This window comes from Proteus sp. G4415 (genome assembly GCF_963896075.1).
GTDB classification, from domain to species: Bacteria; Pseudomonadota; Gammaproteobacteria; order Enterobacterales; family Enterobacteriaceae; genus Proteus; species Proteus mirabilis.
On sequence record NZ_CAWQOK010000053.1, the window covers coordinates 1 to 21547 of the forward strand.

Below are 21547 nucleotides of genomic sequence, written 5' to 3' on the forward strand. Positions count from 1 at the left end.
ATAAAAATAGTATAATTTAAGTGGATTATGTCATTATGCCTACATTAACGAAGATAGCGTGGATAAAACCAGGGATGGCGACAAATCAACGTAAAATAGCGGATTATATTTTAGAACACCCTGAAAAAATCGTGACTTTATCATCACAGCAATTAGCCGAAATTATGGGAGTCAGCCAATCAGCAATAGTGAAATTTAGTCAAAAGATAGGATTTAAAGGATTTCCTTCTTTAAAGCTGGCTATCAGTGAAGATTTAGGGAGAAAAAATGCTAATTCAGAAAAAAATTCCAGCATATTACATAACCAAATAGATTCAGAGGATAGCCTGGTTGTTATTGCGCAGAAATTAGCACAAGAAAAAAATAATTCAATTCGGGATACCACACGTCAAATTAATTATCACCAGTTTGAACAAGTGATCCAACAGATTGATGACGCCTCTCGGGTACAAATTATAGGTATTGGTGGATCAGGTTTAGTTGCCAGAGATTTAAGTTATAAATTACAGAAAATAGGTATTACGACTTTAATTGAAACTGATCACCATGTACAAATTTCTGTTGCTCAGATGTTAAGCCCTCGGGATTTACAAATTGTGATCTCTTACAGTGGCAAAAGAAAAGATATGCTGGTCGCTGCATCTGTGGCTAAAAAACAAGGTGCTAAAATTATAGCGATCACAGGAGAAAAACATTCACCACTAGGTCTGATGGCCGATTATATATTAGAAACTATTGCTGATGAAGGTGAGTGGCGTAGTGCTGCTATTTCTTCTCGCACTGCACAAAACACCATTACCGATCTTATCTTTATGGCATTATTAAAGAAGCGTGATGAAAATGCGAAGGCTTTAGTATTAAGCTCTCAAGCACTAATTAATAGTCTGGATGATTAATTTATTTGAACTGATTCAAATTTTTAATATTTAAAAGTTAATATTTACACTTATTTCTAAAGTTATTCTCTTTGTAGCCGAAACGTTAGTTATTTAGCACGTGTTTTTTTATTGAGATATCTCATTTCAATGACGAGGAGAGTAACTAATGCGTAACAATCAACCGGTGACACAGCGAGAATATCCGGTAGCTGAAAACGCAACACTGATGTCAACAACCGATGTTAATGGCAATATTATTTATGCTAATGAGGATTTTGTTGAAGTCAGTGGTTTTTCAGCACAAGAGTTAATGGGGCAACCCCATAATATTGTCAGACATCCAGATATTCCTGCTGATGTATTTAGAGACATGTGGAAAACATTAAAACAGGGGGAGGTTTGGACGGGAATAGTTAAAAATAGGCGCAAAAATGGCGATCATTATTGGGTAAGGGCTAATGTCACCCCTATTATTCGTCAAGGTAAAATTCAAAGTTTTATGTCAGTGAGGACGGCGGCAAAAAAAGAAGAAGTAGAACAAGCCGCAGCACTGTATGCCGCTTTTAACCAAGGTAAATATCCCTCTCACACTTTTTCTAAGGGGGCATTCATTTATAAGGGCTGGAAAAGTTGGCGCTCATGGAAACAAACACTCGCACTAAAGCAGCGTGTACGCTTACTTCTCTTATTACCATTTCCTTTTATATTATTAAGTGTTTGGTTTGCTGGTTTAAATGGTTGGGGTTTATTCATTCATACCGCTATCTTACTTTCACTATTGATAGCCAATGAGCGAATTTTTTATTTTCAAGTAGTGAAGCCGATTATGATCCTTAATAAACATGCTAATCGGGTGGCTACAGGTGATGAACACAACGTTGATTATCTTGATCGTATTGATGAAATTGGTATGACTCAACGTTCTGTAAACCAATTAGGGCGGATGTTTCGTTGGCTTGTGAACGATGTCAGTCATCAAATCCATCAAGTTGCTTTTTCTTGTGATCAATTAGCAGCGGGGAATCGTGATCTCTATACGAGGACTGAACAAACTGCAAGTCATGTTGAGACTACTGCGTCAACCATGAATCAATTAACCACAGCGGTGAGTAATAATAGTGAAACGGCAGGGCAGGCTAATAATTTATCTAATATGACTTGCAAGGCAGCAATACAAGGCGGAACAGCAATGGATACTATTGTGCATACGATGGACGATATTGCGAAAAGTTCTGAGCGTATCAGTAATATTATTGGTGTCATTGACAGTATTGCATTTCAAACCAACATATTGGCATTAAACGCTTCGGTGGAAGCGGCCAGAGCAGGAGAGCAAGGACGCGGTTTTTCTGTGGTAGCCAGCGAGGTGCGTAATTTAGCACAACGTAGTGCTGAGGCGGCAAAAGAGATCAAAGCATTGATTAATACATCAAGTAACAATATTAAGATTGGCTCAAAGCAAGTGAATGAGACGGTGGAAACAATGGAAAATATTGTGGTTCATGTAAAAAATGTCACGAGTCTTATTGGTGAAATCAGCCTTGCATCATCAGAACAAAGTGCAGGATTAAAAGAGCTTGGTCGAGCTGTAGAGCAGTTAGAATCAATAACACATGAAAATGCAGATTATGTCTCTAAAGCGTCGTTAATTTCCGGAGAAATGAAAGAACAAACGAATTATTTAGTAAAAGCCATTCATGTATTTCACTAAATAATAAGAAAAGTCGAATAAAGAAATAGGTAAAGATCTTACAGATAATATAAAACACCTCATTTTTATGAGGTGTTGATATACATATAAATAGATTAGCACTTGTTAAAAACTTGTCCAATCATCATCTTCATCTTCTTTGAATGTCGATTGGTTATGGTTTTTTGGCTCTTTTATTCTTGAGTCTTGTTGATTTTCTTTTATGGGCGATAACCCAATATTGGCTGATTTCTCAACGGGTTTTGTTAATGTACTCTTCTTCGAAAATAGACTTTCCGCTGTTTTAAATTGCTCAACAATTTGCTCAAGATCACCCGCCTCTTCGGTTAGTAAACTCGCTACAGCAGAAGATTGCTCCACCATTGCGGCATTTTGTTGTGTCGCTTTATCCATTTCAGTGACGGCTAAGGAGACTTGAGAAATGCCTCGCGTTTGTTCTTCTGATGCAGATAAAATTTCAGTCATTGAGCTTTCAACATGTTTAACTGATGTGAGGATCTCATCCATTGAAGTACTGACTTGTTCAACCAGTTGATTACCTTGTTTGACGCGGTTAATCGACGCATCAATAAGCTCTTTGATCTCTTTTGCCGCCTCTGCACTGCGTTGCGCCAATTCTCTTACTTCTGTGGCAACAACAGAAAAACCACGTCCTTGCTCTCCTGCTCTGGCCGCTTCTACCGCAGCATTGAGTGATAATATATTGGTTTGAAAAGCAATGCTGTTGATAACCGTTGTGATCTCGCCAATCTTTTGAGAGCTTTGTGCAATATCGTTCATGGTTTTTACCATTCTATGGGTAACATCCCCCCCTTTACTGGCAATATTAGAGGTTTGATTGATAAGGTGTGATACTTCACGAGCACTTTCAGTATTATTTTTTACTGTGGCGGTTAGTTGCTCCATACTAGAAGCGGTTTCTTCTAAAGCACTCGCTTGCTCTTGAGTACGACTAGATAGATCGTTATTACCAGCACTGAGCTCTTGTACACCATTATAAATATGATGACTTGTTCCGCGAATAGCATTGACTATCAGTGATAATTCAGACCGCATATACTGTATTCCATTAATAAGTTGGTCTATCTCATTATTACCTTTGGCTTTTATGGTGCTATTTTCAAGTAAATTCCCTTGTGAGATATCTGACATATAATCAATGACTTGTTTAATACGTAACACGATATGGTGGCGTATCCACAACATGACAAACACCGTAAATAAGATAAATACCGACATAAAAATAAACGCGAAGATCAACGCGCGTTGGTAATTACCCTGTGCGGCTTCTATAGCGTGGTTGACGACATTATCGCTAAGATGATCCGTTGCCTCATAAAGTGATTGTGTGAACCGCTCATTCGTATTGTGAGCATAAAGAGATTGGAAACCGTAATAATCTCGTATTTCTAAACATGAAACGAGCTGGTCAAGATCGTAAATGACACGCTGAAATAGTTTTTTCATTTTCGCCACTTTTTCGCGATCAAAATCGGCATTTTCAGCGGAGGTAAAATATTGGGTAATAATGCTAGAGACTTCTTTTTTTCGTTGAGGGTAAGAGGAGAGGAAATCTGTAATTTTGCTTTCAGCAAGATCTGGGGTGAGATGAGCATCAAACATTACATTAAGCATATCTTCACGTAATTTATTTAATGCGGCATAACCATAATCCATGGTTTTTATCTGTTCAAAACCATCGGCTAACTGTGAAATTCGCTTATTAGTTAAATAAGCATCACGAATGCCTGTAGCACCAGAAAACAACTGAATGGCACAAAACAAGATCAAAATAAACATTAAGCCACTAGATATTTTTATTCGTTTAAGCATAGCCTTACCTATTTCATTAATTTGTAGGATAAAGAGCAAGGAACGACAAACATACATCAGTTAAATTTATTCGGCTTAATAATTGAAAACTTTACTTTTTTTATCTATTTTGTGACTGAAAACGACTTATTTTGCTTTTTTTCGCTTTAATTAACCGCTAATAACTAAAATTTTCTAATGATTGGTGTAAGGTGCTAGAGGAAAAAAATGATTTATTAGCAAGGCGAATTATTAGTAATTAAAAGTTTCTAATGATTGATGAGAAAGAAAAATATCAGCAATCAAAGTGCTGTCTGACTTTTATAACCTATATAGAATGGGAAAATTTATAATTGATTTTAAGAAATACCTCCAATCTTATTTGATTGAAGGTATTAACGGTAGAGGTCTTTAATACAGATGTAACGTGTTATTTAAACTTTGTTGCAGGTTAATATTATTGTAGGTTATTTAGCTTAAAAACTTTCCCAATTGTCATCGGCTTCAGGATGATGGGATTTTATTGTGGATGTTGTTGCTGTTTTTGTTATTTCCGGTTCAGCTGGCTTAGCCGAGAATGTTGGTGATCGTGGTGATGTAACCGCGACTTGTTCTACCTTGAAGGTATTTACAATCATATCTAACATTGAGGCTTGTTCACTTAGTGTTGCTGAAGCCGCTGTAGATTGTTCCACCATCGCGGCATTTTGTTGTGTCGCTTTATCCATTTCATTAACTGCAAGGCTAATCTGAGCAATGCCACGAGTTTGCTCTTCTGATGCTGCTAAAATCTCTTTCATCGAGCCTGATACATGGTTAACCGATGTGACGATCTCTCCCATAGATAAGCTGACTTGTTCGACAAGATCATTACCCTGTTTTACTCGTAAAATAGTTGATTCAATGAGTTCTTTTATCTCTTTTGCCGCCTCCGCACTACGTTGCGCCAAATTACGTACCTCACTGGCTACCACAGAAAAACCGCGTCCTTGCTCACCGGCTCTGGCTGCTTCTACTGCGGCATTGAGTGCTAATATATTGGTTTGAAAAGCGATATCATCAATCACTGCGGTGATCTCACCAATTTTTTGCGAACGATCGGCAATGTCTGTCATGGTCATCACCATCTTATTGCTATGCTCACCACCTTGAACGGCAATATCTGCTGTGCTCATGACTAACTGAGTGACTTCACGTGCGCTTTCGGTATTATTTCTGACTGTTGCAGTAAGCTGTTCCATACTGGAAGCTGTTTCTTCTAAAGCACTAGCTTGCTCTTCGGTACGACTTGATAAATCGTTATTACCCGCGGCAATTTCTTGAACACCACTATAAATCGTTGTACTACTGTTACGGATAGCGCTAACCATTTCTTTTAAGCGTGCTCGCATTTGTTGTAAACCCAACATAAGTTGGTCAATTTCATTGCGGCCTGTAATATCATGGTCAATGCGACTAATTAAATCTCCACTAGCAATCGCCTCTTGATATTCAATCATTTGGTTAATGCGTACAATAATATGTTTACGGATCCAAAAGAGCACTAATGTCGTAAATATCAGGAATATACCCATGAATAGGGAGGCTATCCATAGCATCTCGTGATAGTTATCTTCTGCTTCAATCACTGACGGATTAACAACGTCATCAGTAATGAAATCTGTTGCTTCATATAATGAATTAGTAAAGTTATCGTTGGCTGGACTTTTTAAGATCAAACGAATTGCATTGGTATTACGTTCATTTAAATATTGCACAAGAAGATCTAAGTCATAACGACTTTTTTGATAAAGTTGTTTGATCTCTGCCATGCGTTGCTGATCAAATCCAGTTTGTGCAGATAGTTCGACATATTCATTCATCAACGTATCCACCTCTGCCTTACGTGCATCCATTGTTTGCATGAATGTAGTAATATTGGCATCTTCCACCTGTGGATTAGCAATATAACTAAACGCCTGCGCAATAATATCAGTACGTAAAGTATTTAACGCCGCGTAGGTGTTATCCATAGTGCGTAACTGGTCGAAACTGTATGAGATTTGTTTTAATTTGTTTTGAGTTTGGTAGGCATCGTGAATGCTTTGTACTCCAGATATTACCTGAATAATACAAAACAGAGTCAGGACACACATTAAACCTTGAGAGATTTTAATTCGTTTTAACATAACCCTACCTATTAGCTTGGCCTTTTTCTTCGCCAGTGGGAGCTCCACTTAGCAGAATGATTAATTCGGCTGGTAGATTAAAAACTTTAGCTAGAAAATGAGTATTTCCCTTACTTAATACAAATAATGGGTAAATAAATGATAGATAACTATTTAAATTGGATAATTGCGTACAAGGTGAGGATATAATTTTGTGTAAAACGTGCTAATGTGACAGGAAATAAAGGCGTTAAGTTAAATGAGTTATATAAATTTTTTAAATGTATTTTAATGAAAAGGAACTATATTATTTTAATAGTTCCTTTTTAGGCATTAATGAAAAATAGTTATTGAGACTCAAAAGCGTTGGTCATCTCTTCTAGTTTTTCTTGTAATTCCATCCACGCCATCTCAACTTCTTCTAAAGCCGATTTGGCAATACTTTGACGGCTTAAGCAATCGGTAAGCGTCGCCTTGTTCTTCGCTTCATAAATTTGACTATCAGAAAGCTCAGTTTCGATGGCGGTCAGCTCTTGGCTAAGCTTATCCATTTTACTTTCTAATGTGGTTAGCTTTTTGCGCAAAGGTTGAGTTTGTTGTCTAAACTCCGCCTCTTTACGCTTTTGCTCTTTTTTATCTTGAGCCGTTAAGTTAGAGACGTTTGTTGTTTCTTGATCGGGTTGCGTTTTATTAGCTTGAGTCTCTTGGCGATTTTGATCAACTAACCACTGCTGATAATCATCAAGATCGCCTTCAAATGGCTCTACTTGACCGTCATGGACGAGATATAAATCGTCTGTGGTTGAGCGTAATAAATGCCTGTCATGGGATACCACAACAATCGCACCTTCAAAGCTAATTAGCGCTTGTGTTAATGCTTGTCGCATATCTAAATCAAGGTGGTTGGTTGGTTCATCCATTAGTAGTAAATTTGGGCGTTGCCAAACCAGTAGCGATAAAACTAAACGTGCTTTTTCACCACCAGAAAATTGGCCACATGCATCGGTGACTTTATCACCATGGAAACCAAACCCTCCTAGATAATCACGTAATTTTTGCTCAGTCTCTTGTGGCGCTAAACGAGTTAAATGTTGTAATGCAGATTCATCGGCACGTAAATATTCCAGCTGATGCTGGGCGAAATAACCTAATTTGATCCCTTTGGAAAGGGCAACCTTTCCTTGTAGTGGAGCTAATTCTCCAGCTAACAGCTTAATTAATGTAGATTTACCTGCACCATTACGGCCTAAGAGCCCAATTCGTGAGCCGGGAATTAAGTTAAGTTTGATGTTATTAAGGATAATCTTATCACCGTAACCGGCACTGACTTTTTCCATAGACAGAAGCGGATTTGGTAAGCTTTCTGGTTGGCGAAAACTAAACTGGAACGGGTTATCTGAGTGCGCAGGCGCCACTCGCTCCATACGTTCAAGCATTTTGACACGGCTTTGTGCCTGTTTGGCTTTAGTTGCTTTCGCCTTAAAGCGGTCAATAAAACTTTGTAAATGGGCAATTTTTGCTTGCTGATTTTCAAAGAGTGCTTGTTGTTGTGCCAATTTTGTTGCACGTTGCATTTCAAACGAAGAGTAGTTACCTGAATATTCAAATATTTTCTCTTGTTCAATATGTAAGATTTTATCCACAATCGGATCAAGAAAATCTCGGTCGTGGGAAATTAAAATCAACGTACCATTATAACTTTTTAGCCATTTTTCTAGCCAAATTACCGCATCTAAATCTAAGTGGTTAGTCGGTTCATCAAGTAGTAATAGATCAGAACGACAAATTAGTGCCTGTGCTAAGTTTAAGCGCATTCGCCAACCACCAGAAAATGATTTTACTGGCTCAGTGAGTTGTTGTTGGCTGAATCCCAAGCCATTAAGTAATGTGGCTGCACGTGATTGGATAGTCCACGCATTAATAGCATCGAGTTGGCCGTGGATCAGGGCAATAGCATGACCATCGTTATTGTCGTTCGCCTGTTGTAGACGACGCTCCAATTCGCGGTATTCTCTATCACCATCAATAACATAATCAATGGCAGGAACGTCTAAAGCGGGTGTCTCTTGATTTACCCATGCCATTGACCAAGTGCTAGGAAATGTCACATTACCCGCTTCAGCTTGTAGATCCCCTTTTAATAAAGAGAGCAGTGTGGTTTTGCCACAGCCATTTTTACCCACAAGACCAATCTTTTGTCCTGGATTAATCGTTGCGCTGGCATTATCAAGTAATACCCTGACACCGCGGCGAATTTGCAAAGAAGAAAAAACAATCATAAATGTCGTCTATTAAGAGTATGTAAATTAATATATAGAGTAAGTTGTTCGTAACAGTTGGTCACAATGCGTGCATGGTAACGGAAAAAAAGGTTTCTGACACGTTTTGTAAGGAGGAATGATGTCAAACGCATCAAATGTTTTACTGGTGTATGTCCATCCCGAGCCGCGTCAATCTATCGCCAATAAAGCGTTGTTGCGTGCGGTGAGGGATCTGGAAAATATAACAATTCATGATTTATATGCCACTTACCCTGATTTTTTTATCGATATTCACCGTGAGCAAGCACTATTGTGTCAACATCAAGTCATTGTATTTCAGTTTCCATTACAAACTTATAGTTGTCCTGCGCTATTAAAAGAGTGGCAAGATAGAGTGCTCACGCGTCCTTTTGCTAATAAAGTTGGACGAGCTCAACTTAAAGGAAAAACATTCCGTTGTGTGGTGACTACTGGTGAGCCTGAACATGCTTATCAACATAATGGTAAAAATCACTACACACTATCTGAATTATTGCGTCCTATCGAGTTAATGGCGGAAATGTGTGGTATGCGCTGGTTATCGCCGATGATTATTTACTCCGCAAGGCAACAGTCCAAAACAACACTAGGGCATATTAGTGATGCTTATCGCCAATGGTTACAAGCACCGTTAGAGGGGGAACACGCGGATGGAAGGTAATTGGATGATAAAAGCCGTGCTGTTTTTCTTATGTGCTGCCGTGATTATGGTCCCCATTGCACAACGCTTAAAAATTGGTGCGGTATTAGGCTATTTAATTGCTGGTATTGCGATTGGCCCTTGGGGATTAGGGTTATTTAAAGATGTTGATTACATCTTACACTTTTCTGAATTAGGGGTTGTTTTTTTAATGTTCCTGATTGGGCTGGAGTTAAATCCAGCTAAGCTTTGGGAGTTACGGCGAGCAATATTTGGTGTCGGCGCCATGCAGGTTGTCTTTACTGCATCTGTTATCACAGGGCTACTTTTACTCTTAACTTCTTTTTCGTGGCAAGCAGCATTGATTGGTGGCCTAGGTATCGCCATGTCATCAACTGCGATGGCTTTACAATTGATGAATGAAAAAGGAATGAATCATAACGAAGGAGGGCAGTTGGGTTTTGCGGTTTTACTCTTTCAAGATATGGCCGTTATTCCTATTCTTGCGGTGATCCCTTTACTTGCTGGCGAAACAGCCAGTAGTGATTGGTATCGTATTGCCCTAAAAATAGTCTCATTCGCTGCATTATTAATTTGTGGCCGCTATTTATTGCGCCCACTATTTCGCTTAATTGTTAAATCGGGTGTGAGAGAAGTTTTTACCGCCGGTGCGCTATTAGTGGTATTAGGGTCAGCACTCTTTATGGAAATGATTGGCTTTTCCATGGCGATGGGAACTTTTATTGCAGGGGTATTATTAGCTGACTCTGAATATCGTCATGAATTAGAAATCTCGATTGAACCTTTTAAAGGCTTATTGCTAGGGTTGTTTTTTATCTCCGTCGGCATGTCCCTCGATATAGGTATATTGTGGCGTTATTTACCGCAAGTGTTACTGGGCGTTGTTATTTTAGTCTTGATTAAAGGGTTGGTACTTTATGGTATCGCTTGGTTAGCGAGATTACGCTTTTCGACACGTTTGCAATTTTCAGCCGTATTAAGCCAAGGCGGTGAATTTGCTTTTGTCGTCTTTTCTACCTCTATGGCGATGGGGGTATTAAATAGTGAACAGATGGCATTACTTTTGGTTGTCGTAACGCTTTCAATGATGACTACGCCACTTGTGATGCAAATGACAGACGCCGTGTTATCGCGCCGTTATAATGATGCAAAGATAGACGAAGAGCCTTTTGTTGAAAATAACCATCCAGAAGTGATCCTGGTGGGCTTTGGTCGTATGGGGCAGGTAGTCGGGCGCCTACTTATGGCAAATAAAGTCAACGTGACCGTATTAGAGCATGACGTTGGTAGTTTAAGTACCATGCGTAAATATGGTTATAAAGTTTATTATGGCGATGCGACAGACTTGAATTTATTACGTGCTGCGGGGGCTGAACACGCGAAAGCCATTGTGATCACCAGTAATGAGCCTGAGGCGACAATGGAAATTGTCCATTTATGTCAGCGCCATTTTCCTCAATTACAAATTATTGCCAGAGCAAGAGGACGTGTTGAAGCACATGAGCTGTTAAAAGCAGGGGTGACAGAGTTTAGTCGAGAAACCTTCTCGAGTGCTTTAGAGCTAGGACGTAAAACTTTAATTGAACTTGGTATGCACCCACATCAGGCCTATCGTGCACAACAGCATTTTCGTCGTCTAGATATGCAGTTATTAAGAAAGTTGGTGGACGAATCACCTGAAGAAGTCTCGAATGTTTCACGTGTTAAAGAGGCTCGTCGTGAATTAGAAGAGCTGTTTAATGAAGAGATGAGACAAGAGCACCACCAGCCTGATATTTGGGACGAATCGTTAACTGATGCTATCCCTCAAGTAAATAGAGAAAAAAGACCCATTGATAAACAGGAGAACTGACCCCATGTCTGCAACCCGTAAGCGTTTTATTGCTGGCGCAGTATGTCCCCACTGTCAAGCCCAAGATACACTCAAAATGTGGCGAGAAGATAAAGTGGATATTGTGGAATGCGCTCAATGTGGTCATCAGCAAAGGCAAACAGACGGTGAGGTGAGTGCACTTGTGCGTGAAAATGAACAGGTCATCGGGATCTTTACACCACAATAATTGTAGGTTTTTTTGATATAACCCGATACAGACGATTTATTTTTCGTTACAATCGGGAAAATTTTGCCCACGGGTATGTAGGAGATGTCATGAAAGTAGCAAACGACTTGGTAGTTAGTCTGGCTTATCAAGTAAGAACAGAAGACGGTGTTTTAGTTGATGAGTCCCCGGTGAGTGCACCGCTAGACTATCTACATGGCCGTGGTTCTTTAATCAGTGGTTTAGAAAATGCATTAACGGGTCGTGAAGTTGGTGAGAAGTTCGACGTTGAAGTCGCTTCTGATGACGCATATGGCCAATACGATGAAAACTTAGTTCAACGTGTACCGAAAGATGTTTTTGTTGGTGTTGATGAGTTAGAAGTGGGTATGCGCTTCTTAGCTGATACAGATCAAGGCCCAGTACCAGTAGAAATTACCGGTATTGAGGGTGACGAAGTTATCGTTGATGGTAACCACATGTTAGCGGGTCAAAACCTGAAGTTTCATGTAGAAATCGTTGCTATCCGTGAAGCCACGGAAGAAGAATTAGCTCATGGTCATGTTCATGGTGAAGATGAAGGTCATGAGTGTTGTGGCGGACATGGCCACGGTGAAGAAGGCGGATGCTGTGGTGGTGGTCATGGTCATGGTCATGATCACGATCACGGTGAAGAAGGTGGATGTTGTGGTGGCGGTCATGGAAAAGGTGGTCACGGCCACGGTCATGGCGGTTGTGGTTGCCAACATTAATCTTGTGAAACCATTGAAAAAGGAGCGTGATAACGCTCCTTTTTTGTTCTTGCCTACAGTCTCACTTGAAGTTAATAATGAGGTGGTGGGGTCTCATCTTCAGGGCGAGCGAGCATTGATGATTGGGATGACTTCAATCGTTCGGTGACGATTTTTAAGGCCTCTTTAAAACGACTAATTTCAATTTGTTGTTGTGTGACCACCTGATTTAACTCTTCGATGGTGGCATCTTGGAAAGCAATTTTACTCTCTAATTGAATAAGTAACTCTTCTATTTCCTTAATGTCCATGGTTTTTTCTCCTTGTTATGTGATGTCATATAATGACTAATATAGTGAATTACTGAGTAAAATTTAATATTATTTACTGATATATACACAGTAAGACATAAATCTGGTTTGAGTTAAAAGACTATTTTGTTAATGTGGTAACACGCTGTGCTGACGAAAATCCTAACATTAACGGTTGTGGGTGTCGGCAAATATTTTTAATTCATATAAAATTGTTACCCGCGGATGAGATCTACTCCGCAACGACAGAAAGAAGTGATGCAAAACGTATTTGCTAAGATTTAAGATGATCGTTTGCAACGCGTAGTGACTCACTAACATAAACTGGAGAACGGGATGAAATCTTTATTAAAAACGACGTTGTTGGCAACAAGTTTAGCATTTGCATTTAGTGCACCTCATGCACTGGCAGAAGAGACAGCTAAAGTACCAACATTAAATAGCGCGTTTAAAACTCAGGATGAGCAGAATGCATATGCTTTAGGCGCGTCAATGGGTCGCTATATGGAAGCTGCATTAACAGAACAAAAAAATATCGGTATTAATTTAGATTCAAAACAATTATTAGCCGGTGTTCAAGATGCCTTTAATAATAAATCTAAATTATCAGATGCAGAAATTGAATTAACGCTGGCAGCTTTTGAAGATCAAGTACGTACAGTTGCAACGGCGAAAATGGAAAAAGAAGCCGCAGAGAATAAAGCTGCTGGTGATAAATTCCGTACAGAATTTGCGGCTGAAAAAGGTGTTGTTAAAACTAAATCAGGCCTACTGTATTTAGTTGAAAATCCAGGTAAAGGTAAAACACCAACAGATGCCGATCGCGTTACTGTGAACTATAAAGGTATGCTGATTGACGGTAAACAATTTGATAGTTCTTATGATCGTAAAGAGCCTTTAACTATTAGCCTGAAAAGTGTTATCCCAGGTTGGACTGAAGGTATGAAATACATTAAAGAAGGCGGAAAAATTAAGTTAGTTATTCCACCTGAATTAGGTTACGGTCAACGTGCAACGAGTGGCATTCCAGCTAACTCAACATTAGTCTTTGAAGTTGAATTGCTGAGTGTTGAAAGCGACAAATAATCAGTTGCTTAATGAAAAAATGCTGGAGTACTATTCCAGCATTTTTGTTTGTTTATTTTATTTTTTCTTCAACAATCATCGAGTTAGACTTTTTAAATACAAAAATAAGACCAATAATAATGGCGCCCATCCCCGCTAAGCTAAGCCAAGACATTTTATTGCCTAAGAAGATATAATCCATTAACGCAGTTACTCCCGGTACTAAATAGAATAAGCTAGTCACATTAACCAGATTACCTGCAGTTAACAGTCGGTAGAGTAGTAATTGTGCCACGACAGAAATAATAATTGCTAGCCAAAGTACGGGAACAATAAAACCAATATCCCAAGATTGCTGCATAGGTTGAAATGGAATAAATAATAAGCATAGCGTTAAACTAACCACATATTGTATCGGCAATGCCTCCATAGGCGCTAATTGTAATTTCTTTTGGGAAATTGCGCCAAAGCTCATACAGAGGAGTGCAATGAGTGCATAAATCATTCCTGTTAATGAGAGTGAAGTATTAAATAAACTCTGCGCAACCACTAATACTAATCCTATCAAAGCAATAAATAGTCCTAATAACCGACTCGCAGTAAAGTGTCGTTCAATGATCCATAAAGTGAGGATCGGCTGAATACCCATAATAGTGGCGAGCATCCCTGGTGTAATACTGTTAGCGAGCGCTAACAAGTAACAAATAGAGTAACCACCGATAATGAGCAATCCAACCCATGCTGTTTTTAAACGGCTTCCTTTAGGGGGAAGAAATTGGCGACGTTGGAGACAAAGTAGGGTAAGAAACAGTAATGCAATAACAAAACGCCAAGTCAAAATGGCAAATGAACTGCCATTATCTAAACCCCAACGAGAAAAAATAGCACCACTACTCCAAAGTAGAACAAAAAGCGTAGTAGGGGCAAACTTTGCCCAATATTGACCTAAAAACATAAGTAAACCTGTAAAAGTGTGTAGAAACAGCAGTAATGTCGAGATAACGGTTATGTCATTCTGATAGGAGAATCAATAGTAATAATCTCTCTGCATACATATAGTAATGAATATATTCTAGCCAGATAAATTATAGAAGTGCATAACAGTGCTAAAGGTAAACTGTTTTTCTAGCAACTTTTGCATAAAACAAGCGAGAGAAAATGTAGATATAGTCGGTTTCACCAGCGGATCGATATTTTATAATATTTGTTAAAATTTTTAGATAATTAGCATATTAATAGGGTTAACAACTTCTTAAAATAGCATAATATTTAAATATAACTGGTGTGCTTAGCTTCATTGATCTTTTTCTTGATCCCCGAAATAGGGTAATTTTATCAAGAGAAATGCGTGAGTAATGTAAAAATAGAAAGAAAATAAAGCAAAGCTGTGACCTATGACAAAGCTCTTATTCTAAGACTCTTGACGTAGATCCCTTGACGATTTAACGTCAAGATTGTACAGGACTTTATATTTAAATTTTAATATTGAATTGATTCATGAAGATGAATCATTATAAATAATAAGACCTCAAGTCATTATCATAATTAAAGCCTTTAAGGATTATATAATCAAATGTCTAGCCCGTTATTCTATGGTGACAGCAACGAGTTTGAAAAATTAGATAGCCGACCTTTTACTCAAACTGATCACGAAATTTTAAAGTCATATGAGGCTGCAGTAGATGGTTTAGCCATGTTAATTGGTCATCACTGCGAAATCGTATTGCACTCTCTGGAAGATTTGAAATGTTCAGCGGTTAAAATTGCGAATGGGGAACATACAGGCCGTAAGATTGGTTCACCTATTACCGATTTAGCATTACAAATGTTGCATGATATTACAGATGAAGATTCAAGTTTTTCAAAAGCTTATTTTACCCGTGCAAAAAGTGGCGCTTTGATGAAATCAATTACGATCGCTATTCGTAATCGTGAGCGCCGTGTTATTGGTTTATTATGTATTAATATGAACCTTGATGTCCCATTCTCTGAGATTATTAAAACCTTTATTCCTGAAGAAACGCATGAAGTGGCTTCTGATGTGAATTTTGCTTCTTCTGTCGATGATCTCGTGGCACAAACACTTGAATTTACGATTGAAGAAGTGAATAACGATCGTGAAGTGGCTAATAATGCGAAAAATAAACAAGTGGTGTTAAATCTTTATGAGAAAGGGATCTTTGATATCAAAGACGCGATAAATCAAGTTGCTGATAGACTGAATATTTCTAAACATACTGTGTATCTCTATATCCGCCAATTTAAAAATGGAGAGTAGAGTAATACGATGAATCTGACATATTGCTTGCTGGTGACTGGGCCACATTATGGCACGGAACAAGCTTCTAGCGCTTATTTATTTGCTAAAGCGTTACTTGAAAAAGGTCATCACATCGCACAAGTATTTTTTTATCGTGAAGGTGTGTCCAATGCTAATCAATTGGTCTCACCCGCAAGTGATGAATTTGACTTGCCAAAATCCTGGATAGCATTGGCTTCACGCTACAATATCCCTTTGCAGGTTTGTGTTGCTGCAGCATTACGGCGTGGTGTTGTTGATGAGCAACAAGCTAAAGAGCAGGGGTTACTGAGCAGCAATATGGCAACAAAGTTTGAGCTAAGTGGCTTAGGAGCCCTCGCTCAAGCGATGTTAACTTGTGATCGTGTGGTGCAGTTTTAATGAAGAAAATGAATTCTGTGGCGTTTATCTTTACTCAGGCACCTCATGGTAATAGTGCTGGGCGTGAAGGTTTAGATGCGCTATTAGCAACTTCCGCCTTAACCGAAAATATAGGTGTTTTTTTTCTTTCTGATGGCGTGTTCCAATTACTGGAAAATCAACAGCCTGAAGGCGTTCTTTCTCGTCATCATGCAGCTACATTTAAAGTCCTCCCCTTGTATGATGTGACAAACGTCTATATATCACAAGAAGATCTAGCTCATCGTGGTTTATCGTCACAAACAATGTTTATTCTTGACGCCAAGGTTATAACAGCTCAAGAGATTGCTCAGAAACTGAGTCACTATGACGTGGTATTACGTTTTTAATGATGAGTTAGTCAAGAAGGATGAACGGTTATGTTGTATACTTACTCCGTCTCTATTTACCAAAGTGATTTGGACGCATTTTTGTCTTTATTGACAAAGCATGATGAAGTTTTATTAATCCAAGATGGTGTACTAGCCGTTCTTGAAGATAATCCTTTATTAATTTATTGTCTGGCTCAGCAAATTTCTGTTTATGCATTAATTGATGATGTTCTCGCGCGAGGCCTAAAAGATCAGGTTTCTCATCAGATTAAACTTATCAATTATGGTGATTTTGTCGATTTAACGGTAAAACACCCCCAACAAATTCACTGGGGCGCGTAGAATTGCTGTATAATTCTTGACACATGAGCTCGTCAGCAATAAAATTCTGCGTCCTCATGTTTTGTCTTGTCGACAAGACAGAGTTCAAATCCGTGTTTACGAAGCAAAAACCAGGAGCTTTTTTTAAATGGCAACTATTAATCAGCTGGTGCGCAAATCTCGTAGCTCGAAAGTTGTTAAAAGCAACGTTCCAGCTCTGGAAGCTTGCCCGCAAAAACGTGGCGTATGTACTCGTGTATATACTACCACTCCTAAAAAACCAAACTCAGCACTGCGTAAAGTATGCCGTGTTCGTTTGACTAACGGTTTCGAAGTTTCTTCCTACATCGGTGGTGAAGGCCACAACTTGCAGGAGCACTCCGTAATCCTTATCCGTGGTGGTCGTGTTAAAGACTTACCAGGTGTGCGTTACCACACTGTTCGCGGCGCGCTGGACTGTTCCGGTGTTAAAGACCGTAAACAAGGTCGCTCTAAGTACGGTGTGAAGAAGCCAAAGGCTTAATGGTTCTCCGTTAAGTAAGGCCAAACATTTTTTCACAATTAATGTCAAAATAAACTCATCGAGTTTTGGACAACCCTGAATTTTAAACGGAGTATTTCCATGCCACGTCGTCGTGTAATTGGTCAACGTAAAATTCTGCCAGATCCTAAGTTCGGATCAGAACTACTGGCCAAATTTGTTAACATTCTGATGGTAGACGGTAAAAAATCTACTGCAGAATCTATTGTTTATAATGCGCTAGAGACCCTGGCTCAGCGTTCAGGCAAAACTGAACTGGAAGCGTTCGAAATCGCATTAGATAACGTACGTCCTACTGTGGAAGTTAAATCCCGCCGTGTTGGTGGTTCAACTTACCAAGTTCCAGTTGAAGTACGCCCAGTTCGTCGTAATGCATTAGCAATGCGTTGGATTGTTGAAGCTGCTCGTAAACGCGGTGATAAATCCATGGCTCTTCGCCTGGCAAATGAATTATCTGATGCGGCTGAAAACAAAGGCGCTGCTGTTAAGAAACGTGAAGACGTTCACCGTATGGCAGATGCAAACAAGGCGTTCGCACACTACCGCTGGTAATCCGCGAAGTAGTCGCAACTCTTTTCAGGACAGCTATGCTGTCCTTTACCTGAATTGAACGCCCACGAGAGAGGAAAAAATGGCTCGTCAAACCCCCATAGCACGCTATCGTAATATCGGTATTAGTGCGCACATCGACGCCGGTAAAACCACTACAAGTGAACGTATTCTGTTTTATACCGGTGTAAACCATAAAATTGGTGAAACTCACGAAGGTTCAGCAACAATGGACTGGATGGAGCAAGAGCAGGAACGTGGTATCACTATCACATCCGCTGCAACTACTGCATTCTGGTCTGGTATGGCTAAACAGTTTGAGCCTCACCGTGTAAACATCATCGACACCCCGGGACACGTTGACTTCACTATCGAAGTAGAACGTTCTATGCGTGTTCTTGATGGCGCGGTTATGGTTTACTGTGCAGTTGGTGGTGTTCAGCCTCAGTCAGAAACAGTATGGCGCCAGGCTAACAAATATCATGTACCACGTATCGCGTTCGTTAACAAAATGGACCGTATGGGTGCAAACTTCTTACGTGTAGTTGAACAAATCAAAACACGTTTAGCTGCAAACCCAGTTCCACTGCAAATCCCAGTAGGCGCTGAAGAAGATTTCACTGGTGTTGTTGACCTGATCAAAATGAAAGCGATTCGCTGGAATGAAGAAGATCAAGGCGTCACCTTCGAATACGAAGACATTCCTGCTGATTTACAAGATCTAGCAGAAGAGTGGCACAACAACCTGATCGAATCTGCAGCTGAAGCATCAGAAGATCTGATGGACAAATATCTGGGCGGTGAAGAACTGTCAGAAGCAGAAATTAAATCTGCGCTGCGTAAACGCGTTCTAGATAACGAAATTATCCTGGTTACCTGTGGTTCTGCATTTAAGAACAAAGGTGTTCAGGCGATGCTGGATGCAGTTATTGAATATCTGCCAGCACCAACAGATGTACCTGCAATTAAAGGTATTTTACCAGATGGTAAAGATACTCCAGCAGAACGTCATTCAAGCGATGAAGAGCCATTCTCTGCACTGGCATTTAAAATCGCAACTGACCCATTTGTTGGTAACTTAACGTTCTTCCGTGTTTATTCCGGTGTTGTAAACTCTGGTGACACAGTTCTGAACCCAGTTAAAGACAAAAAAGAACGTTTTGGCCGTATCGTTCAGATGCATGCTAACAAACGTGAAGAAATTAAAGAAGTTCGTGCAGGTGACATCGCTGCTGCTATCGGTCTGAAAGACGTTACTACAGGTGATACACTGTGTGCAATTGATGCACCAATCATCTTAGAACGTATGGAATTCCCAGAGCCAGTAATCTCTGTTGCTATCGAACCTAAGACTAAAGCTGACCAAGAAAAAATGGGTATCGCTCTGAACCGTCTGGCTCAAGAAGATCCATCTTTCCGTGTATCTAGTGATGAAGAGTCTGGACAGACTATCATCGCAGGTATGGGTGAGCTACACTTAGACGTGTTAGTTGACCGTATGCGTCGTGAGTTTAAAGTTGAAGCGAACGTAGGTAAACCACAAGTTGCTTACCGTGAAACAATTCGCGAAGAAATTACTGACGTTGAAGGTAAACACGCTAAACAATCTGGTGGTCGTGGTCAGTATGGTCATGTTGTTATTGACCTTAGCCCATTACCATCAGGTGGTGAAGAGAACTATGTGTTTGTCAACGATATCGTTGGTGGTGTAATTCCTAAAGAATTCATCCCAGCTGTTGACAAAGGTATCCAAGAACAGCTGAAATCAGGTCCTTTAGCCGGTTACCCTGTTGTTGATATCAAAGCTCGTCTGCACTTCGGTTCTTACCATGATGTTGACTCCTCAGAGATCGCGTTTAAAATTGCTGCATCTATGGCCTTTAAAGAAGGTTTCATGAAAGCAAAACCGATTCTGTTAGAGCCAATCATGAAAGTTGAGATTGAAACGCCAGAAGATTACATGGGCGACGTTATCGGTGACTTAAACCGTCGTCGTGGTATGGTTGAAGGTATGGACGATCTACCTACTGGTAAGATCATTCGTGCACAAGTACCACTGGCTGAAATGTTCGGTTATGCAACTGACCTGCGTTCACAAACTCAGGGTCGTGCTTCATACTCAATGGAGTTCTTGAAGTACAACGAAGCGCCTAGCAACGTCGCTCAGGCTATTATCGAAGCTCGTAAAGCGAAATAAGATCCTTTCGAGTTCAATTTAGTTTACGCTCCCTCTGTGAGAGGGAGCGATATTAAGGAATATAGTCGTGTCTAAAGAAAAATTTGAACGTTCAAAACCGCACGTTAACGTTGGTACTATCGGCCACGTTGACCACGGTAAAACAACTCTGACTGCTGCAATCACTACAGTTTTAGCTAAAACTTACGGTGGTGCTGCTCGTGCATTCGACCAAATCGATAATGCGCCAGAAGAAAAAGCGCGTGGTATCACCATCTCTACTTCACACGTAGAATACGATACTCCAACTCGCCACTACGCACACGTAGACTGCCCAGGTCACGCCGACTATGTTAAAAACATGATCACTGGTGCTGCGCAAATGGACGGAGCTATTCTGGTAGTAGCAGCAACTGATGGTCCAATGCCACAAACTCGTGAGCACATCCTGTTAGGTCGTCAGGTTGGTGTTCCTTACATCATCGTATTCCTGAACAAATGTGACATGGTAGATGATGAAGAGCTGTTAGAATTAGTTGAAATGGAAGTTCGTGAACTTCTGTCTCAATACGATTTCCCAGGTGATGACACTCCAGTAATCCGTGGTTCAGCGCTGAAAGCACTGGAAGGCGAAGCAGAGTGGGAAGCAAAAATTGTTGAATTAGCAGAAGCACTGGATTCTTATATCCCAGAGCCAGAGCGTGCAATTGACAAACCATTCCTGTTACCAATCGAAGATGTATTCTCAATCTCAGGTCGTGGTACAGTAGTTACTGGTCGTGTAGAGCGTGGTATCATCAAAGTAGGTGATGAAGTTGAGATTGTTGGTATCAAAGAAACCGCAAAAACAACTTGTACTGGCGTTGAAATGTTCCGTAAATTACTTGACGAAGGTCGTGCAGGTGAGAACGTAGGTGTTCTGCTGCGTGGTACAAAACGTGAAGAAATCGAACGTGGACAAGTACTGGCGAAACCAGGTTCAATCAACCCACACAACAAATTTGAATCAGAAGTTTATATTCTGAGCAAAGATGAAGGTGGTCGTCACACGCCATTCTTCAAAGGCTACCGTCCACAGTTCTACTTCCGTACAACTGACGTAACTGGTACTATCGAATTACCAGAAGGCGTAGAAATGGTAATGCCAGGCGACAACGTGAACATGATCGTTGAACTGATCCACCCAATCGCAATGGACGAAGGTTTACGCTTCGCAATCCGTGAAGGTGGCCGTACAGTAGGTGCGGGTGTTGTTGCTAAAGTATTAGGTTAATT

General features: G+C 40.0%; 20 protein-coding genes. 15 read left to right on the top strand and 5 right to left on the bottom strand.

Annotated features, from left to right (window positions below; all coding sequences use genetic code 11):
* Window positions 1-35 precede the first annotated feature (35 nt).
* Together AACU95_RS05385 and AACU95_RS05390 are read left to right on the top strand one after the other, a co-directional pair.
* Complete coding sequence (locus tag AACU95_RS05385) at window positions 36-896, top strand: SIS domain-containing protein (RefSeq protein WP_004246879.1); 861 nt, start codon at window positions 36-38, stop codon at window positions 894-896.
* 148 nt (window positions 897-1044) lie between these two features.
* Window positions 1045-2589: a methyl-accepting chemotaxis protein gene (locus tag AACU95_RS05390; protein WP_017827106.1), complete on the top strand. Its 1545-nt coding sequence runs from the start codon at window positions 1045-1047 to the stop codon at window positions 2587-2589.
* Between the two features lie 105 nt (window positions 2590-2694).
* Here AACU95_RS05390 and AACU95_RS05395 read toward each other — a convergent pair whose 3' ends face one another.
* The 3 genes from AACU95_RS05395 to AACU95_RS05405 form a co-directional block, all read right to left on the bottom strand.
* The gene (locus AACU95_RS05395) at window positions 2695-4422 is read right to left on the bottom strand and encodes a methyl-accepting chemotaxis protein (protein WP_012368515.1); all 1728 of its coding nucleotides are present in this window, start codon (window positions 4420-4422) and stop codon (window positions 2695-2697) included.
* Between the two features lie 455 nt (window positions 4423-4877).
* Window positions 4878-6569 (bottom strand): methyl-accepting chemotaxis protein, encoded by a 1692-nt coding sequence (locus AACU95_RS05400; RefSeq protein ID WP_074561557.1) that lies wholly within the window; start codon window positions 6567-6569, stop codon window positions 4878-4880.
* Window positions 6570-6895: 326 nt separating this feature from the next.
* A complete protein-coding gene (locus AACU95_RS05405; protein ID WP_012368513.1) occupies window positions 6896-8827 on the bottom strand; it encodes an ABC transporter ATP-binding protein in 1932 nt (643 codons plus the stop codon).
* A 121-nt stretch (window positions 8828-8948) separates the two neighbouring features.
* Between AACU95_RS05405 and kefG the strand changes: the two genes are divergently transcribed.
* The 4 genes from kefG (at window position 8949) to slyD (ending at window position 12300) form a co-directional block, all read left to right on the top strand.
* Window positions 8949-9509: a glutathione-regulated potassium-efflux system ancillary protein KefG gene (gene kefG / locus AACU95_RS05410; RefSeq protein ID WP_004246884.1), complete on the top strand. Its 561-nt coding sequence runs from the start codon at window positions 8949-8951 to the stop codon at window positions 9507-9509.
* Window positions 9499-11361 carry a glutathione-regulated potassium-efflux system protein KefB gene (kefB, locus tag AACU95_RS05415; RefSeq protein ID WP_004246885.1) on the top strand — a complete coding sequence of 621 codons (1863 nt, stop codon included), beginning with the start codon at window positions 9499-9501 and terminating at the stop codon, window positions 11359-11361. The genes kefG and kefB overlap by 11 nt, the downstream gene beginning before the upstream one ends.
* 4 nt (window positions 11362-11365) lie before the next feature.
* Window positions 11366-11569, top strand: coding sequence for a YheV family putative zinc ribbon protein (locus AACU95_RS05420; RefSeq protein ID WP_004246886.1), 204 nt, complete (start codon window positions 11366-11368; stop codon window positions 11567-11569).
* Window positions 11570-11658: 89 nt separating this feature from the next.
* The gene (gene slyD / locus AACU95_RS05425; RefSeq protein ID WP_012368511.1) at window positions 11659-12300 is read left to right on the top strand and encodes a peptidylprolyl isomerase; all 642 of its coding nucleotides are present in this window, start codon (window positions 11659-11661) and stop codon (window positions 12298-12300) included.
* 71 nt (window positions 12301-12371) lie between these two features.
* On the opposite strand, the gene AACU95_RS05430 is transcribed toward slyD, so the two are convergent.
* Entirely contained in the window at window positions 12372-12590 is a 219-nt protein-coding gene (locus tag AACU95_RS05430) for a SlyX family protein (RefSeq protein WP_004246888.1), read from the bottom strand.
* 336 nt (window positions 12591-12926) lie between these two features.
* Here AACU95_RS05430 and fkpA point away from each other — a divergent pair, with 336 nt between their 5' ends.
* Window positions 12927-13676 carry an FKBP-type peptidyl-prolyl cis-trans isomerase gene (gene fkpA, locus AACU95_RS05435; RefSeq protein ID WP_004246889.1) on the top strand — a complete coding sequence of 250 codons (750 nt, stop codon included), beginning with the start codon at window positions 12927-12929 and terminating at the stop codon, window positions 13674-13676.
* Between the two features lie 52 nt (window positions 13677-13728).
* On the opposite strand, the gene AACU95_RS05440 is transcribed toward fkpA, so the two are convergent.
* Complete coding sequence (locus tag AACU95_RS05440) at window positions 13729-14610, bottom strand: DMT family transporter (protein WP_004246890.1); 882 nt, start codon at window positions 14608-14610, stop codon at window positions 13729-13731.
* Between the two features lie 618 nt (window positions 14611-15228).
* Here AACU95_RS05440 and AACU95_RS05445 point away from each other — a divergent pair.
* The 8 genes from AACU95_RS05445 to tuf all read left to right on the top strand — a co-directional run bounded on the left by AACU95_RS05445 (window position 15229) and on the right by tuf (window position 21545).
* Window positions 15229-15933 carry a helix-turn-helix transcriptional regulator gene (locus AACU95_RS05445; protein WP_004246891.1) on the top strand — a complete coding sequence of 235 codons (705 nt, stop codon included), beginning with the start codon at window positions 15229-15231 and terminating at the stop codon, window positions 15931-15933.
* Window positions 15934-15942: 9 nt separating this feature from the next.
* The gene (gene tusD, locus AACU95_RS05450; RefSeq protein WP_017628670.1) at window positions 15943-16335 is read left to right on the top strand and encodes a sulfurtransferase complex subunit TusD; all 393 of its coding nucleotides are present in this window, start codon (window positions 15943-15945) and stop codon (window positions 16333-16335) included.
* The gene (gene tusC / locus AACU95_RS05455; RefSeq protein ID WP_004249124.1) at window positions 16335-16703 is read left to right on the top strand and encodes a sulfurtransferase complex subunit TusC; all 369 of its coding nucleotides are present in this window, start codon (window positions 16335-16337) and stop codon (window positions 16701-16703) included. The genes tusD and tusC overlap by 1 nt, the downstream gene beginning before the upstream one ends.
* 30 nt (window positions 16704-16733) lie before the next feature.
* Entirely contained in the window at window positions 16734-17027 is a 294-nt protein-coding gene (tusB, locus tag AACU95_RS05460; RefSeq protein ID WP_004246894.1) for a sulfurtransferase complex subunit TusB, read from the top strand.
* Between the two features lie 127 nt (window positions 17028-17154).
* Window positions 17155-17529 (top strand): 30S ribosomal protein S12, encoded by a 375-nt coding sequence (gene rpsL / locus AACU95_RS05465; RefSeq protein WP_004246896.1) that lies wholly within the window; start codon window positions 17155-17157, stop codon window positions 17527-17529.
* A 99-nt stretch (window positions 17530-17628) separates the two neighbouring features.
* Entirely contained in the window at window positions 17629-18099 is a 471-nt protein-coding gene (gene rpsG, locus AACU95_RS05470; protein WP_004246897.1) for a 30S ribosomal protein S7, read from the top strand.
* Between the two features lie 79 nt (window positions 18100-18178).
* Window positions 18179-20293: an elongation factor G gene (gene fusA / locus AACU95_RS05475; RefSeq protein ID WP_012368509.1), complete on the top strand. Its 2115-nt coding sequence runs from the start codon at window positions 18179-18181 to the stop codon at window positions 20291-20293.
* A 67-nt stretch (window positions 20294-20360) separates the two neighbouring features.
* On the top strand, window positions 20361-21545 hold the full coding sequence (tuf, locus tag AACU95_RS05480; RefSeq protein WP_004249692.1) for an elongation factor Tu: 1185 nt from the start codon (window positions 20361-20363) through the stop codon (window positions 21543-21545).
* Window positions 21546-21547: the final 2 nt, after the last annotated feature.